At 67.8% G+C, this 15,719-nt stretch carries 16 protein-coding genes; 6 read left to right on the top strand and 10 right to left on the bottom strand.

Annotated elements, in window-relative coordinates:
- Positions 1 to 171: 171 nt before the first annotated feature.
- Together FRZ61_RS17655 and argE are read right to left on the bottom strand one after the other, a co-directional pair.
- Positions 172 to 1,062 carry a dienelactone hydrolase family protein gene (locus FRZ61_RS17655; RefSeq protein WP_151118968.1) on the bottom strand — a complete coding sequence of 297 codons (891 nt, stop codon included), beginning with the start codon at positions 1,060 to 1,062 and terminating at the stop codon, positions 172 to 174.
- A gap of 120 nt (positions 1,063 to 1,182) precedes the next feature.
- Positions 1,183 to 2,328: an acetylornithine deacetylase gene (gene argE / locus FRZ61_RS17650; RefSeq protein ID WP_151118967.1), complete on the bottom strand. Its 1,146-nt coding sequence runs from the start codon at positions 2,326 to 2,328 to the stop codon at positions 1,183 to 1,185.
- A gap of 164 nt (positions 2,329 to 2,492) precedes the next feature.
- Here argE and FRZ61_RS17645 point away from each other — a divergent pair, with 164 nt between their 5' ends.
- Positions 2,493 to 3,362 carry an N-formylglutamate amidohydrolase gene (locus FRZ61_RS17645; RefSeq protein WP_151118966.1) on the top strand — a complete coding sequence of 290 codons (870 nt, stop codon included), beginning with the start codon at positions 2,493 to 2,495 and terminating at the stop codon, positions 3,360 to 3,362.
- A 19-nt stretch (positions 3,363 to 3,381) separates the two neighbouring features.
- On the opposite strand, the gene FRZ61_RS17640 is transcribed toward FRZ61_RS17645, so the two are convergent.
- Positions 3,382 to 4,182: an NAD kinase gene (locus tag FRZ61_RS17640; protein WP_225308871.1), complete on the bottom strand. Its 801-nt coding sequence runs from the start codon at positions 4,180 to 4,182 to the stop codon at positions 3,382 to 3,384.
- Positions 4,183 to 4,328: 146 nt separating this feature from the next.
- Here FRZ61_RS17640 and FRZ61_RS17635 point away from each other — a divergent pair, with 146 nt between their 5' ends.
- On the top strand, positions 4,329 to 4,871 hold the full coding sequence (locus FRZ61_RS17635; protein WP_225308870.1) for a molybdopterin-guanine dinucleotide biosynthesis protein A: 543 nt from the start codon (positions 4,329 to 4,331) through the stop codon (positions 4,869 to 4,871).
- 42 nt (positions 4,872 to 4,913) lie between these two features.
- Here the strand turns inward: FRZ61_RS17635 and moaA are convergent, their stop codons facing one another.
- On the bottom strand, positions 4,914 to 5,909 hold the full coding sequence (gene moaA, locus FRZ61_RS17630) for a GTP 3',8-cyclase MoaA (RefSeq protein ID WP_151118964.1): 996 nt from the start codon (positions 5,907 to 5,909) through the stop codon (positions 4,914 to 4,916).
- A gap of 265 nt (positions 5,910 to 6,174) precedes the next feature.
- Between moaA and FRZ61_RS17625 the strand changes: the two genes are divergently transcribed.
- On the top strand, positions 6,175 to 6,993 hold the full coding sequence (locus FRZ61_RS17625) for a sulfotransferase family protein (RefSeq protein WP_151118963.1): 819 nt from the start codon (positions 6,175 to 6,177) through the stop codon (positions 6,991 to 6,993).
- Between the two features lie 32 nt (positions 6,994 to 7,025).
- Here the strand turns inward: FRZ61_RS17625 and FRZ61_RS17620 are convergent, their stop codons facing one another.
- The 4 genes from FRZ61_RS17620 to FRZ61_RS17605 form a co-directional block, all read right to left on the bottom strand.
- Positions 7,026 to 7,823, bottom strand: coding sequence for a class I SAM-dependent methyltransferase (locus tag FRZ61_RS17620; RefSeq protein WP_151118962.1), 798 nt, complete (start codon positions 7,821 to 7,823; stop codon positions 7,026 to 7,028).
- A gap of 21 nt (positions 7,824 to 7,844) precedes the next feature.
- On the bottom strand, positions 7,845 to 8,639 hold the full coding sequence (locus FRZ61_RS17615; RefSeq protein ID WP_151118961.1) for an ABC transporter ATP-binding protein: 795 nt from the start codon (positions 8,637 to 8,639) through the stop codon (positions 7,845 to 7,847).
- Positions 8,636 to 9,553: an ABC transporter permease gene (locus tag FRZ61_RS17610; RefSeq protein WP_151118960.1), complete on the bottom strand. Its 918-nt coding sequence runs from the start codon at positions 9,551 to 9,553 to the stop codon at positions 8,636 to 8,638. The genes FRZ61_RS17615 and FRZ61_RS17610 overlap by 4 nt, the downstream gene beginning before the upstream one ends.
- 80 nt (positions 9,554 to 9,633) lie before the next feature.
- On the bottom strand, positions 9,634 to 10,611 hold the full coding sequence (locus FRZ61_RS17605; protein WP_225308869.1) for an ABC transporter substrate-binding protein: 978 nt from the start codon (positions 10,609 to 10,611) through the stop codon (positions 9,634 to 9,636).
- A 224-nt stretch (positions 10,612 to 10,835) separates the two neighbouring features.
- Here FRZ61_RS17605 and FRZ61_RS17600 point away from each other — a divergent pair, with 224 nt between their 5' ends.
- On the top strand, positions 10,836 to 11,342 hold the full coding sequence (locus FRZ61_RS17600; protein ID WP_151118959.1) for a DinB family protein: 507 nt from the start codon (positions 10,836 to 10,838) through the stop codon (positions 11,340 to 11,342).
- Between the two features lie 53 nt (positions 11,343 to 11,395).
- On the opposite strand, the gene FRZ61_RS17595 is transcribed toward FRZ61_RS17600, so the two are convergent.
- Entirely contained in the window at positions 11,396 to 12,163 is a 768-nt protein-coding gene (locus FRZ61_RS17595) for an MBL fold metallo-hydrolase (protein ID WP_151118958.1), read from the bottom strand.
- Positions 12,164 to 12,354: 191 nt separating this feature from the next.
- Here FRZ61_RS17595 and mobA point away from each other — a divergent pair, with 191 nt between their 5' ends.
- Both mobA and FRZ61_RS17585 read left to right on the top strand, forming a co-directional pair.
- On the top strand, positions 12,355 to 12,978 hold the full coding sequence (gene mobA / locus FRZ61_RS17590) for a molybdenum cofactor guanylyltransferase MobA (protein ID WP_151118957.1): 624 nt from the start codon (positions 12,355 to 12,357) through the stop codon (positions 12,976 to 12,978).
- A gap of 44 nt (positions 12,979 to 13,022) precedes the next feature.
- Complete coding sequence (locus FRZ61_RS17585; protein WP_151118956.1) at positions 13,023 to 14,420, top strand: hypothetical protein; 1,398 nt, start codon at positions 13,023 to 13,025, stop codon at positions 14,418 to 14,420.
- Positions 14,421 to 14,447: 27 nt separating this feature from the next.
- Here the strand turns inward: FRZ61_RS17585 and FRZ61_RS17580 are convergent, their stop codons facing one another.
- The gene (locus tag FRZ61_RS17580) at positions 14,448 to 15,659 is read right to left on the bottom strand and encodes a putative bifunctional diguanylate cyclase/phosphodiesterase (protein ID WP_191909085.1); all 1,212 of its coding nucleotides are present in this window, start codon (positions 15,657 to 15,659) and stop codon (positions 14,448 to 14,450) included.
- Between the last annotated feature and the right edge of the window lie 60 nt (positions 15,660 to 15,719).

Below are 15,719 nucleotides of genomic sequence, written 5' to 3'. Positions count from 1 at the left end.
TGAATGAGGGCGCAATCCTGTCGCCCGTCGACGACAATCGATAGGAGAAAAATGCGGGCTTTGTGATGTCCGAGCCCTGAACTCCCGGTGAAGCCAGCGCAGATGACGGCCCGTTCATGCTCGCCGAACCGGATCGGCGGTTGCCTCGCCGGCGGTCCTTTCGCGGGGCCGTCAGAGAAAGCTGGCGCGGACCAGGAAATTCCAGAGCGAGATGCGGGACTCTTCGTAGATCAAGGCATCATGCAGAACGCCGTCGGCCTCGAACAGACCGACATTGGTCGACCCGCGCAGCTTCTGACGGCAACGATCCCGCGCATCCGTTTCGTGATTGGAGTCGAACCAGAGATCGCGTTTTGACATGATGACGAGGGTGGGTATCTTGTCGGCCCGCTGCGGCGCGAAGCGGCAAGGGGCTCCGATCGCGAAGCGTCCGGACAGCGCCGGATCGGCGAAGGCCAGCACCGCGTCGCCGCCCTCGTCGAAACCGCCCGCGAAGATATGCGCCTTGTCGGCCCAGGGCGCTTCCAGCACCTGGCGCAGCGCATAGGCCAGTTCCTCCATCCGCCATTGCTGGATCTGCGCCAAGGGGGCGTCGAAATCGCGCATCTGGGCCTTGGCGTCGCAGCCGGACGGCCGGTCGTGGCGGGCGAAGCTGTCCGGTGCGATCACGATATAGCCGAACTCCGCGAGCGTGCTGCCCTGGTTGCGGATGTCGGCGAGATCGTCCGAGCGCGCGCAGCCATGGAGATGGATCACGACCGGCAACGGATCGGCGGCATGGAGGGCGAGGTAATGGCGGATATAGGGTTGATCCATCGCCCCGCTGATGACGCGCAGATTGAGATCGCTGTCCTCGTAGCGCAGATAGACCTGCGCGTGGTTCCAGGTTTGCGTCAGATCGAGATCCTGCGACTGGCGCAGCGGCGGCGAGGTGACGGCGGGCGCGAGAACGACAGTCTCCGCCGCGGCTCCGTCCGCGGCGCGGGCCCCGGGGATCGGTCCGGGTTCCGTGACGGCGAAGCCGGCCAGTGCCAAGACAGCGAGGGCGGCAGCGGGCCGCATGGCCCCATGCTAGAGCGCTTGCCGACCGGGGGAAATCAGGAAGCGGCCGGGATCGCAATTTCCACGGTATGCGCGACTCCGCCGGCGTGCCGGCCGGGGGCGATGGCCGGTGGCAGCGGCTCAGGCGGCGGTCTTCTCGCAGGCCCGATCCAGCAGCCGGTGCATGAAGCGCTCGCACTGGGCCAGTTGGTCGAGGCTGACCCACTCGTCGGGCTTGTGGGCCTGGGCGATGCTGCCGGGCCCGCAGATGATGGTCGGCCATCCGGCCTGCTGGAACAGCCCGGCTTCGGTACCGAAGGCCACCTTGCGCACCATGTTGGCGCCGGCGAGCTTCTTGGCGAGCACCACGAGATCGGCTTCCTCCGGCATGTCGAGCCCGGGGAAGGCGGAGATCTCCTCGAAGCTGATGCCGGTGTCGGGGGAGACGGCATGCATGGCGGGCAGCAGCTCCCGATCGACGAAGGCCTGGAGCTCGCCGAACATCGCCTCGGGATCGACACCGCCGATATAGCGGAACTCGAAATCGAAGTAACAGTCCTTGGGCACGATGTTGAGCGCCGTGCCGCCATGGATCACGCCGGTATGCACGGTCGTGTGGGCCACGTCATAGGCCTCGTCGAACGGCCCGTCCTTGGCGCAGCGCTGGCCCATGCGCTTGAGGAAGGCGATCATCTCGGCCGCATATTCGATCGCATTGACGCCCTTGGGTGCCAGCGAGGAGTGGGCCTCGAGGCCGCGCACCCGGGCGCGCACGCTCTTCTTGCCCTTGTGCGCGACGATCACCTTCATGTCGGTCGGCTCGCCGATGATGACGGCCGACGGCTTGACCGGGAAATCCTTGAGGAGCGCGATCAGCCGGCGCACGCCGACGCAGCCGACTTCCTCGTCATAGGAGAAGATCAGATGGATCGGCTGCTGCAGCGGCCGCGCCAGGAACTCCGGCACCATGGCGAGCGTGATCGCCAGGAAGCTCTTCATGTCGCTGGTGCCCCGGCCATAGAGCCGGCCGTCGCGCTCGGCGACGGTCCAGGGGTCGCTGCTCCATTCCTGGCCGTCGATCGGGACCACGTCGGTATGGCCCGAGAGCGCGATGCCGGGCCGGTCGGTCGGCCCCAGCGTGGCGTAGAGATTGGCCTTCTTGCCGCTTTCGTCGAACACCATCTGCGAGGTGACGCCGTGGGACGCCAGGTAGTCGCGGATGAAGTCGATGATCTGGAGATTGGAATTGCGGCTCGTGGTGTCGAAGGCCACAAGCTTGCGGATCATGTCCAGGCTGCGCGAAGTGGGCGACAAGATGCGGTTCCGTAACGGCCGGGGAAACCCCCATCATAGGGCAGGGGGGCGGCCCAAGCCAAGGATGGCCCCCCGACCGAGGATCGGGCAAAGACGCATTTCCCGGGCATTTTCCGGGATTGGGCTATAGTCGGCCGATGCGCGAGCGCAGCTTGGACGATCTCTGGACGAGCCGGGAGCCGCTCTCGGGCGCGGCACCGCTGGTGCTGGATTCCCCCCACAGCGGGAGGGTCTATCCCGAGGATTTCGGCTATGCCGCGCCGTTCGAGGCGCTGCGCCGGACCGAGGATGCCTATGTGGATCGGCTGTTCGAGGGGGCGGCGCGGCGGGGGGCCGGGTTCCTCGCGGCGCTCTTCCCGCGCAGCTATGTCGACCCCAACCGGCATGAGACCGAGATCGATCCGCTGCTGCTGGCCGATCCCTGGCCGGGCGAGATCAGGCCCTCGGAGCGGGCCGAGAAAGGCCTGGGGGTGGTGCGCCGCCTCATCGGGCCGCGGCTCGCGGTCTATGACCGGCTTCTCCCGTCGGCCGAGATCCTGTCGCGGATCGAGCGCTATCACCGGCCCTATCATGAGCAACTGCAGGCGATGCTCGACGCGACGCATGCCCGCTTCGGGCAGGTCTGGCATCTCAACTGCCACTCGATGAAGGCGATGGGACGCGGCCGCAACGGCGCGCCGGCGCCGATCCGCGAGGATTTCGTGCTGGGCGATCTCGACGGCGAGAGCTGCGATCCCGCCTTCCGCGACCTGGTGGCGGAGGAACTGCGCGCGATGGGCTACAGCGTCGCGATCAACGCGCCCTTCCGCGGCGCCGAGCTGGTGACCCGCCATGGCCTGCCGGCGCAAGGGCGCCATTCGCTGCAGATGGAGATCAACCGCCGCCTTTATCTCGACGAGATGAGCGTGACGCTCCATGCGGGCTTCGACCGGCTGCGCGCCGACCTCGACCGGCTGGTCGCACGCATCGTCGATTTCACCGCCAGCGAGGCGGAAGCGGCGGAATAGGCCGGCCCCTCCGCTCTCGTCAGATCACGAACTGCTCGCTGAGGATCCGTTCCTCGAGATTGTGCTCGGGATCGAAGAGCAGGGTCAGCCGGTGCGTCTGGTCGACCCGCACGCTGACCTCGATCACGTCGCGAACCTCGGTCGAATCGGCGACGGCGCTGACGGGGCGCTTCTCGGGCTCGCAGATGTCGAACACTGTTTCCACCGTTTCCGGCAGCAGGGCGCCGCGCCAGCGGCGCGGGCGGAACGCGCTGATGGGCGTGAGCGCCAGCAGGTTCGAGCCCAAGGGCAGGATCGGCCCGTGGGCCGAGAGATTGTAGGCGGTGCTGCCGGCCGGCGTCGAAAGCAGCACGCCGTCGCAGATCAGCTCGCGCAGCCGCACCTTGCCGTCGACGCGGATCGCGAGCTTGGCGGTCTGGCGCGTCTCGCGCAGCAGCGAGACCTCGTTGATCGCGATCGCCTCGGTGATCCGGCCGTCGCGCGAGCGCGCCTTCATCTGCAACGGCCGCAGCGTGACCGGCTGGCTCCTGGCGATGCGCTCGGGCAGCCCGTCCTCGCCATACTGGTTCATCAGGAAGCCGATGGTGCCGCAATTCATGCCGTAGATCGGCACCTCGCGGTCGAGATAGCGGTGCAGCGTCTCCAGCATGAAACCGTCGCCCCCCAGCGCCACGATCACGCCGGCCCGTTCCGGATCGCTGGCCCCGTAGAGGCGGGTCAGGCGCTGATAGGCGCTGCGCGCTTCGGTCGTGTCGGCGGCGACGAAGGCGACGGTGCGGTCCTGAGCGGCGGTGCGGGCGGCGGCGGCGCGGTCTGACAAGGCCGTTCCTCGAGGGTTGCGGCGGCGCCTCACTATACCGGCAAGACCGGCGCTTGCCAGCCACCGGGCCTGCGCGGCAAAGTGCGGCCCTCGGGCGTGGAAATCTGTCGGATGAACCGCAAGATCGCCCCGAAGGGGAGCTTCGAATGACATCGCCTCGCATGGCACCTGCGGCACCGGTCCGGCCCGCCAGGCCTCTCTTGCTGCTGACCGGGCTGGTTATGGCCCTCATCTCGCTCGGGTCTTTGTCCGGCCGGGCCGACGATACGACGACCACCGACGACCGGCATGCGGAGTACTATTACCCGACGCCCGAGAGCAGCGAGATCTACAACGCGCGCGTCCAGACCCTGCCGGAAAGCGACCGCAGCCGCCGCATCGGCTTCGTGACGGCGCTCACCAAGCAGCTCCTGGAGCAGCGCTACGATCCGGGCTACGCCGTGTTCGCGAAAGGCGACAATGCCGAGAAGCTGATCATCGTGGCGCTCCAGGACGGCCGCTTCAACACGATCTACCGGTCGCGCGCGCTGCTGGCCAACCTCACCGCCATCGCGCGGCTGACGCCCTTCTTCCAGCAATATACCCTGGCCGACCTGTCGACCTTCCTCGACCTGATGAAGCTCCTCGGATTCGAGCAGGTGACGATCAGCGACGGCGCGCAGTTCGCGCACCAGATCGAGATCCGATAACGGGAGATCGCCGACCAGAGCGTTGCCGGCGGCGGATCCCGATCAGCCGCCGGTGACGCTCATATGGCGCGGCACGGCGGGGCCGCTATGCCGGCGGTCGATGATGAAATCGTGCCCCTTGGGCTTGCGCGCGATCGCCTCGCGGATCGCGGCCTCCAGCAGCGCGTCGTCGCCCGACTGCGCCCGCAAGGGCGCCCGGAGATCGGCGCTGTCCTCCTGGCCGAGGCACATATAGAGCATGCCGGTGCAGGTCACCCGGACCCGGTTGCAGCTCTCGCAGAAATTATGGGTCAAGGGCGTGATGAAGCCGAGCCGCCCGCTCGTCTCCTTGACGCGGACATAGCGCGCCGGCCCGCCGGTCCGGTAGTCGATGTCGTCGAGCGTCCAGCGCTGCGCCAGGTCGGCGCGCACCAGCGAGAGCGGCAGATACTGGTCGAGCCGGTTCTCGCCGCCGATATCGCCCATCGGCATGACCTCGATCAGGGTCAGGTCGAAACCCTCGGCGCCGCACCAGCCGATCAGCCGGTCGAATTCGCCGTCATTGACGCCCTTGAGCGCCACCGCGTTGATCTTGACCTGCAGGCCCGCGCGCTTGGCGGCCTCGAGCCCCTGCAGCACGACGGGCAGGCTGCCGCGCCGCGTGATCTCCGCGAACTTGCGCTCGTCCAGCGTGTCGATCGAGACATTGACCCGGCGTACGCCGAGATCCGCCAGCTCGGCCGCGTAGCGCGAGAGCTGGCTGCCGTTGGTGGTGACGGTCAGCTCCTCGAGCGCGCCGCTCGCGAGATGGCGGGACAGCGCACGGAAGAGCTGCATGATGCCGCGCCGGACCAGGGGCTCGCCGCCGGTCAGCCGCAGCTTCTTGACGCCGAGCCGCACGAAGGCGCTGCAGAGCCGGTCGAGCTCCTCCAGCGTCAGCACCTCGCGCTTGGGCAGGAACTCCATGTCCTCCGCCATGCAATAGACGCAGCGGAAGTCGCAGCGGTCGGTGACCGATACGCGCAGGTAACGGATATGTCGGCCGAACGGGTCGATCATCGTGAGCGCTCTCTCCATCGCCCAATATAGGCGCTTCCCAGCCGGATTTCGCCCCTGAATCAGGTAGGGATTAGTGCTTGGAAAGGCTGCAAAATAGGGCGGCGCCGAGGCCACGGCGCCAGTGCCGGGAAACATTGATCGGGCCAGGGGATTCCTGGACCTTGTCATCGGTTCCGTGGCAGTTTGCCGCCGCCGCGGGGCCCCTCAAGATCTCGTGATCGGGCCTCGGCGGCATCCAAAGCTTCCAAAGCGCGGGAAGGCTCGAATGGCTGAGAGAGCTGTGCTGTTCGTGGGCGGCTGCATGAGAAGCGGGACGACCCTGGTGCAGCGCATTCTCTGTGCGGCCCCCGGCGTGAACCCCGCCATCGCGGAATGCCAGTACCTGACCGATTTACTGGCTGCCCACAGGCAGGGCGAGAAGCGGTTCGAGCTGTTCCTGTCGGACTATTTCGAATCGGAAACGGCGTTCGAGGCCTTTGGCCGCGAGACCCTGCAGCGATTCCTTGCTGCGGTGTCGGCTCGATATCCGGAAGCCAGGCAGCTCGTCCTCAAGAATCCGGAGCTTGCCTATCACTTTTCGATCGCAGCGAAGCTGTTGCCGCAAGCGCGGTTCGTGCTGGTGGTGCGCGATCCCCGCGACATCATCGCGTCCATGCTTCAGGTCGCAGATCGTCAACGCGCCGCCGGCCTTTCCACGCCTCTGGTCGAGATGGGGCGCAACATGGAACGTCTCTCGGATATGGTGCTGGGCTACTACGCCGACAGCTACAGCAACGTGGCCCTGCTTCAAGGCCGGCTTCATGTCGTGCTCTACGAGCGGATCGCCCAAGGCGATCCGACTGCGATCGACGGGTTGCGCCGGTTTTCAGGCTTGGCGATTGATGGCCGGCCGGCCGATCTCGCGCCGCAAACCTGGCAACGCCAGAGGAGCGATCAATTTGTGGGGGCCTTCTGGTCTCCAGGCTGGCAGGAAGGGGTGAACAGCCCGCGCGTCGGTAGCCACAGGGCGCAGCTCGATCCCTCGGAGATCGCCGCGATCGAGCGGCAATGCGAGCGCTTCGGCCGCAGCTTCCAGTATTGGTAGGGACGTCGCGGCTCTGCGCGGCCGTTCCCGCCTCAGGGCGCCTTGCGGGTGATCAGCCGATAGGAGAGGGGCGGCAGGATCGGCTGCGCCGTCACATTGTCGAAGATGCCGCCCAGGTCCTGCTCATGCTCGGTGAAGAGCTCGAGGGCGAGGCCGTTCTCGAGGCAACCCGTGATCACGTCCGAGAGCTTGTGCTGGAACCAGTAGGTCGGCTTCGCCTTATAGGTTTCCTTGCCCCAGTAATCGAGGCCGGTCTCGTCACGGAAGGGATCGGCCTTGAAATAGGAGTGGCGCAGCTGGGGCTGCGGCTCGGGATCGCCCGGCTCGAACATGCCCATGATCGGGTGCTGCTCATGGATGAAGAGCTGCCCCTTGGGCTTGAGCAGCCGCGCCACGATCGCGAAGAATCCCTTCAGATCCGGCATCCAGCCGAGCGCGCCGATGGTGATGAGGGCCAGATCGAATTGAGCGTCGTAGGCGGCCGGGATGCGATAGACATCCGTCGCCAGGAACTCGGCCTCGATCCCGCCGGCCTCCGCGAGCTGGCGGCCTTGCGCGATGAATTCCTCGGAGATGTCGAACCCGACGCAGCGCCCCGCGCCCATGGTCTTCACGCTCAGGAGCTCGCGGCCGTTGTTGCAGCAGATCTGGGTGACCGCCTTGCCGGCGACGCCGATCCCGAGCAGCGTCTCGGTCTCGATCGGCTCGAGGCAGGAATAGCCGGGCTGGCGGAACCCTTCCAGCAGCCGCTCGAAGGTGCGGCGCTCATGGATCGGCGCCGCCTCGTTCCAGGCCTCTCGGTTGGCCGCCGTGTAGTCGTCGCGTTTCATCGGCGAGGCTCCCCCGAAGATCTAGCCCAGCAGCAGCGAATCGTCGGCCAGCGCGCTGCCCTGGCCGCGCGAGAAGAGCGCCAGCAGGTCGGGCACGTCCAGTCCCTCGCGGGCCTTGCCGGCGACGTCGAAGGCGATGCGGCCCTCATGCAGCATGATGGTGCGGCTGCCGTGATCGAGCGCCTGGCGCATGGAATGGGTGACCATGAGCGTGGTCAGCCGCTGCGCCGCGACGATCGCGTCGGTCAGCTCCAGCACGAACTGCGCCGTCTTCGGATCGAGCGCCGCCGTATGCTCGTCCAGCAGCAGGATCTTCATGGGCTGCAACGTGGCCATCAGCAGGGAGACGGCCTGGCGCTGGCCGCCCGACAGCAGGCCCATCCGGTCGGCGAGCCGGGCCTCGAGCCCGAGACCGAGCTGCTTCAGCTTGTCGCGAAACTGCTCGCGCGAGGCGCGACGGAGCGCCAGACCCAGGCCGCGCCGCCGGCCGCGCGCGGCGGCGAGCGCCATGTTCTCCTCGATGCTGAGGGCTTCGCAGCTTCCGGCCATCGGGTCCTGGAACACGCGGGCGATGAGGCCGGCGCGAGCCGGGGCGGACCAGCCGGTCACGTCGGTCCCGCCGACCGTCACCGAGCCGCGCTCCGGCTGCACGTCGCCGGTCAGCGCATTCAGCAGGGTCGACTTGCCGGCGCCGTTCGAGCCGATGACGGTGACGAACTGGCCCGCCGGGATCGAGAGGTCGACGCCCTGGAGCGCCCGCGTCTCCATCGGCGTGCCGCGGCTGAAGGTGACGGCAAGATCCTTGAGCTCGATCATGACGGGCTCTTTCCGGCGCTGCCCTTCCTCGCCAGCAGCGCGCGGATCGGATTCTTCGCGCCCGGCAGGGTCAGCGCCACCGCCACCAGCACCGCCGTCACCAGATTGAGGTCGGAGGCGTTGAGGCCCAGGGCCGAGCTGTTGAGCGCGGCCGCGACGGCGATACGATAGATGACGGAGCCGAGCACGCAGCCCAGCACCCAGAGCCGGATGCTGCGCATGCCGAGGATGGCTTCGCCGATGATGACCGCGGCGAGCCCCACCACGATCGTCCCGGTGCCCAGCGCCACATCGGCGAAACCGTTCATCTGAGCGAAGAGCGCGCCCGCCAGCGCCACCAGCCCGTTGCTGAGGGCCATGCCGAGATAGGTCATCCGGCTCGTATCGATGCCCTGCGCGCGCGCCATGCGCGGATTGGCGCCGGTCGCGCGCATGGCGAGGCCCATATCGGAGGCGAGGAAGCGGATCAGGAGGAAGGCCACGATCAGCGTCACGACGCCGGCATAGAGCGGCCGGAGATAGAGATTGCTCAGGCCCAGCCCCTGGAACGGGGTGAGCACCGTGGCCTCGTTGAGGATCGCCAGGTTGGGCTTTCCCATGATGCGCAGATTGATCGAATAGAGCGCGATCATGGTGAGGATGGAGGCCAGCAGATGCAGGATGCGGAACCGCAGATTGAGGGCCGCGGTGACCAGCCCCGCCAGCGCACCGGCGAGAATGGCGAGCGCGGTCGCCAGATAGGCATTGCCGCCGGCCACGATGATCGTGCCGGCCACCGCGGCGCCCAGCGGGAAGCTGCCATCGACCGTCAGATCCGGGAAGTTCAGCACCCGGAAGGACAGGAACACGCCGATCCCGACCAGACCGAACAGGAGGCCGATCTCGATCGCGCCGAGGAGGGCGACATGGCTCATCGCGAAACCGATCTTCGTCTGGAATCGGAAAGCCGGGCCGCGGGCGCCGTTCGCCCGCGCGGCCCGGAAAGCCTCAAGCGCTACTGCACGACCTTCTTGGCGCGCTGCATCACCGCATCCGGGATCGTCACGCCCATCGCCTTGGCGGCGCCCGGATTGACGAAGAGCTGGAGCGTGCCGACGTCCTGCACGGCGATGTCGCCCGGCTTCTCGCCCTTCAGCACCCGCACCACGATCTTCCCGGTCTGGCGGCCGACATCGTAATAGTCGAAGCCGATCGCCGCGATGGCGCCGCGCGGAACGGAATCGGTGTCGCCGGCGAAGACCGGGAGCTTGTTGTCCACCCCCACCTTCACGACCGAGGCGAAGGCGCTCACGATCTGGTTGTCGGTGGAGACATAGATCACATCGGCCTTGCCGACCAGGCTCTGGGCGGCCGCCATCACGTCGGAGGATTTGGGCGCCGCCGCCTCGACGACCGAGAAGCCCAGCGCGGGCGCTTCCTTCTTCACCATGTTGAGCAGGGCCACGCCGTTGGCTTCGCCCGGGTTGTAGGGCATGCCGATGACCTTGGCGTTGGGCAGGATCTCGCGGATCAGCGCCAGCTGCTTGGCGATGGGTGCCGTGTCCCGGACGCCGGTGACGTTGCCGCCCGGCTTTTCCAGATTCGTGACGAGCTTCGCGTCGAGCGGATCGGTCACGGCGGTGAAGACCACCGGGATGTCCTGGGTCGCGGCGACCACGGCCTGGGCCGAGGGGGTGGAGATCGGGACGATCACGTCGGGGCCGTCGCCCACGAACTTGCGGGCGATCTGCGCGGCGGTGGCCGGATTGCCCTGCGCGCTTTCATAGACGAAGGTCAGGTTCTTGCCCTGGGCGTAGCCCTCGGCCTCGAGCTCGTCCCGCACGCCGTCTCGCACCGCGTCCAGCGCCGGATGCTCGACGATGGCCGTCACCGCGATCGTGACCGTGTCGGCGGACCGTCCTTGAGCGGCGGCGAGCAGGATGGCGGCCAACGCCGCCGCGCCGGCCATCAGGCCCCAACGCGAACGCTTCATGGAATTCCTCCCCCGGGACGAAGAACGAGGCCCACCCGCCATGGATCCGGCTGCATTCCGGGGCCGATTGGCCTCGGAACATGCCGGGGGGCGGAACCTCCGTCAAGCCGCCGGCCCCGGCGTGACGCGGATTCGCGTCATGTCGACGGTTTCGACCAGGATTGACATCGGCTTCGAGGCCCCCATCCTGGCGGCGGCCCCGATTCCGAACAGCAGAGACGACCATGATCGACCCGGCCTTCGCGCAGCTGCTGGCCCGTTATAACCGCTGGCAGAACGAAAGCCTCTTTGGTGCCGCCGATGGGCTCGAGGACAGCCAGCGTCGCCAGGATCGCGGTGCGTTCTTCAAATCCATCCATGCGACGCTCAATCATCTGCTCTGGGCGGACAGGATGTGGATGAGCCGCTTTTCCGACGCGCCCAAACCCGATCTCGGCATTTCCGGCTCGACGGCGATGCATGAGGACTGGGAGGCCCTCAGGCGCGAGCGTGCCCTCTGGGATGGGCGCATCGTCGCCTGGGCGGACGGGCTCGATCAGGAATGGCTGAAGGGCGATCTCGCCTGGTTCTCGGCTGCGATGAAGCGCGACATCGTCAAGCCGCGCTGGGTCGCGGTGGCGCATTTCTTCAATCACCAGACCCATCATCGCGGCCAGGTCCACGCCATGCTGACCGCGGCCGGCGCCAAGCCGGACGACACCGACCTGGCCTTCATGCCGCCGCAGGACTGAAGGCCGCCGCCGGCAGGCGGTCTCCGGGGGTCGTCCGAAGGGTTCGCGTGAAGCTAGGCCCGCTTGGCCAGATAGGCATCCGCCAGCTCGACGAGCCGCGCTCGGCCGAAGCTCGGGTCGTGGCCCGCATGGACGATCTCGACCGGCAGCTCCCGCAGCCGTTTCATGGTGCGGATATAGGTGGGGATATGGGCGCCGTCGATCTCGTCCAGCAGCGGCCCGTCATAGATCGCATCGCCGGAGAAGAGCGTCCCGGTCTTCGCTTCCCAGAGCCCGATGCTGCCGGGAGAATGTCCGGGCAGATGCAGGATCTCGAAATGGCGGTTGCCGATATCGACGACGTCGCCCTCGCGCACGATCGTGGTGACGGGCGCATCCTTGAGCGAATAGGCCGCGAGATCGTAGCCGGCATGGGGCAAGGCCGTGACCAGGTCGCCGTCGAAGGGATAGCCGGCCATGGCCAGGCTGCGGATCGCCTCCGCGCCCATCACCAAGGCCAGCAGCGTGCCGCGGTCGGAAGGATGCCGCAGCTCCTCGGCCTCGAGCTCGTGGACCAGGGTCCGCTCGAACTCGTGATGGTTGCCGACATGATCGGTGTGGGTATGGGTCGCGACCGCGGTCACGTCTTTCTCGAGCAGGTGGCGCGCCGCCTCGCGCAGGCTGACGATCCCCATGCCGGTATCGATGATCAGATCGCGGTCGCGCCCGCGGACATGCCAGATATTGCATCGCATCAGCGGCACGACATGGGGCTCGGTGAGCAGCGTGATGTCGTCGCTGACGCGCTTGATCTCGAACCAACGATCGGCGATGGGCAGCATCGTTCGTGACCTTGCGTCTTGAACCTTGGGGGCGTTCCGACGATAGGAAGCCTCTTGGTCGATGGCAATATGGAGACGTTCCCTGAAGCGGTGGGCTCGACTTGTCCGCGACCGGCCCTGTCCTCATACTGCGGTCATGTGCAACGCGCTGTTCGTGACCGGTGTGCTGTCGAAGCGGATGACGGCGTTTCATGCCTGATTCGCCTCCCGTCATCGGCCTGCTCCTGGCGGGCGGCTTGTCGCGGCGGATGGGCGGCGGCGACAAGGGCCTGCGCCTGCTGGCCGGCCGGCCGGTGCTCGCCCATGTGATCGAGCGTATCGGTCCTCAGGTGCGCCGCCTCTGCCTCAATGCCAACGGCGACCCGGCGCGCTTCGCGTCCTTCGGCCTGCCCGTGGTCGCCGACAGCGTCGAAGGCTTCGCCGGCCCGCTGGCGGGTGTGCTGGCGGGGCTGGACTGGGCGGCGGCGAACGCGCCCGATTGTCCCTGGGTCGCGAGCGTGCCGACCGATGCGCCGTTCCTGCCGCACGACCTGGTGGCGCGGCTGCTGGCACCCTGCGAGCGGGGCGAGGCGGACATGGCCTGCGCCACCAGCGCCGGCCGGGCGCATCCCGTGATCGGCCTCTGGCCCGTCGCCTTGCGCGCCGAGCTTCGCCGTGCCCTGATCGAGGAGCAGGTCCGCAAGGTCGATCTCTGGACCGCCCGTTACCGGCTTGCGCCGGTCGCGTTTTCGGCGGAGCCTGTCGATCCCTTCTTCAACGCCAACCGGCCCGAGGATCTGGCCGAGGCCGAGAAGCTGGCGTCACTGGCCCGCTGAGCGTTCCGCAAGCCCCCCTTTCATCCGCCCCGTACGAGCGACCCATGTCCTTCCTCGCAAGGCTTCACGACCGCGGCCTGCGGCCGGCCCTGGTTGGCGGCATCCTGCTGGCCTCGCTGCTGGCCGGTGCCGCTGCCGCGGCCATGACGCCGACCGACGAGCAGAAGGCGGCCCTCTGCGGCACGCGGGCGAGCTGCCGGATCGCGAAGACGACCGATGCGGGAACGGACGAGGGCGGCCGGGCGCTCGCCGTGGTCGAGCTGCATCTGGGCCTCGCCGACAAGCCGGCGGAGGCGCCGGAGGAAGGCTGCAGCTCCGATCCCGATTCCGAAGCGAAGGATGGCGGTGTCGAATATTGGCTGATCCGCGCGGGCGATGCGCCGACGCGGCTGATGGCGCTCTGCAACGACGGCTATGGCGCGGCCGGGGTCGGCGAGGACGAGGTCACGGTCGGGAACAACCGTTTGATCCATGTTCAAAGCGGCGGCTCCGCCTGGCGCTGGGATGCGAGCCTCACCTATAGCCTGTCGCCCTTCCGGGAATTGCACGAGCGCGACTGTTCCTACAACACCCTGACGCCGGATTCCGGCACGCTGCTCGATCTCGACCTGCACCGGCTGCAGGCCCGTTCCCTGGCCTGGCGAAGCGCAGCGGCCTCGAGCGGCGATGCCGGCGCCTCGACGGACGAGGAGGGCGAGATGGGGTGTCCGGACTGGCCGGCTTCGCTCGACGAGGCGTTCGTCGCGCAGCCGACGGCCGACAGCGTGGCGGCCTATGTCGTGCCGGCACCTCTCGGCAGCGCCGCCGATCCGGTGGCGCAGGGGACCGCCTTGGGGAACTGCGCGCTGTCTCTCTCGACCGACGGGAGCCGCGGTTTCCTGGTGTTCGGGAAACCCGCCGACAGCACCGCGGACGCCGCCGAGATCCGGGTCATCGCCCAGGGCTATAACGAGCTTCTGCTGCAGCTCTACGATCCGACGGCGGTGGCGGCGCTTGAGGCCGCGAAGGGCAAATCCTGGGTACAGGCCCCGCATGTCGAGATCTGGACAGCGGTCCAGAGCGCGGCCGCCGACGACAGCGATGCCCCGCCGGCTCTCGATTTCCTGCAATTCGGGATCGGGCTCGACGGCAAGGTCTATCCGGGGGCAGGCAAGCCCGCCGACCTGCCGGCCGTGGAGCGCTGGTCGGCCACGGACGAGCAGGACCGGCCGGTCCAGGTCATGCGCCTCCATTGGGAGGATCAGTGGGCCTTCCTGTCGGGGGTGGGCATCGTCTATTCGCAGTCCCTGAACGGCAAGCAGGCGCGGCTGGTCGCGACGACGGGCATCGTGAAGAACCGTCCCTTGTTCCTGCCGACGATCTGGACGCACGAGCCGGAGGATAGCGGGCAGGGCGGCGCGCATTGCGCTGTGGAGAACCGGCGGCTGATGCTGCAGCCCTGACGGCGGGCGGGCGCGGAAGCGCCGGCCTCAGGCTTGCGCCGTCCGGGCGATGTTCTGCAGCAGCTCCACGCTGCGCCGCGGGCCGGGAATGACGGGCCAGTCGGCGAGCCAGGGCGGCAGCTGATCGGCCGGCAAGGGACGGCTGATCAGGTAGCCCTGCGCCACGTCGCAGCCGAGATTGCCGACGGCGTCGAAATCCTCCTTGGTCTCGACCCCCTCGGCGATGCAGCGCAGGCCGAGGCTGCGCGCCAGATCCACCACCGTGCTGATGATCTGGAGCGCGCTGTGGGACTGCTGGCAGTTCGTCACCAGCGAGCGGTCGATCTTGATCTGCGAGAAGGGCAGCCGGCGGAGCTGGGCCAGCGACGAATAGCCGGTGCCGAAATCGTCGATGGCGAGATGCATGCCGCTCGCCCGCAGGCGCGACAGGGTGGCGACGGCATCCTCGAAGCGCTCCATCGCGGCGGTCTCGGTGATCTCCAGCGTGACGCGCTCGGGCGGGATGCCGGCACGTTCGCAGGCCGCGAGGATCGTCTCGGCAAGACTGTCGTCGCTGAGATTGCGCGCCGAGGCGTTGATGGCGATATTCAGCTCCAGCCCCATCTCGCTCCAGGCGCCGAGCTGCGCGATCGCGGTCTCGGCCACCCACTGCGTGACCGGACCGATGACGCGGTTCGCTTCGACGAAGGGGATGAACTGGTCGGGGCCGATCCTGCCGCGCTGCGGGTGGCGCCAGCGGATCAGGGATTCGAGGCTCCGGATATGGCCGGAGCGGACGTCGGTCAGCGGCTGATACTCGAGCAGGAACTCGTCCTGGTCGAGCGCCTGCATCACGGCGGCCTCCGTCAGCCAGTGCCGGTCGTCGCGCAGGCCCGCCAGCGTGCGGTCGAGCTCGCTCTGATGGAGCGGCTTGAACATGAGGCCGGCCATCGTCAGCCCGTGGCTGGCGCCGATATGCTGCAGGATATGAAGCCGGCTCTGATCGGCGACCCGTCCCATCAGCACGACCAGGGCGGGGCTGCGCACCTCCCAGAGATGGCGCAGGAGCGCCATGCTCTCGTCGGTCTGCGGGCCGATATCCAGCATCACGAAGGCAGGCTGCCAGAGCTGCAGATATTGCAGGAACTGGCCGACCGAGCGGGCGCTGGCCGTCTCGTAACCGGCCGCCGCAGCCGCGGTGGCGACGGTATCGCCGCTGCCGGAATCGGGATCGAGGATCAGAAGACGGTTTGAATTCATCGTGCTCATGAATGGATTGGGGATGGGAAGATCGAATGCCAATGCACGCGGCAAGCTTGG

Source organism: Hypericibacter adhaerens, assembly GCF_008728835.1.
GTDB lineage: Bacteria > Pseudomonadota > Alphaproteobacteria > Dongiales > Dongiaceae > Hypericibacter > Hypericibacter adhaerens.
Note: the sequence above shows the minus strand (reverse complement) of the source record. Positions and strands in the feature narration are given on the sequence as shown.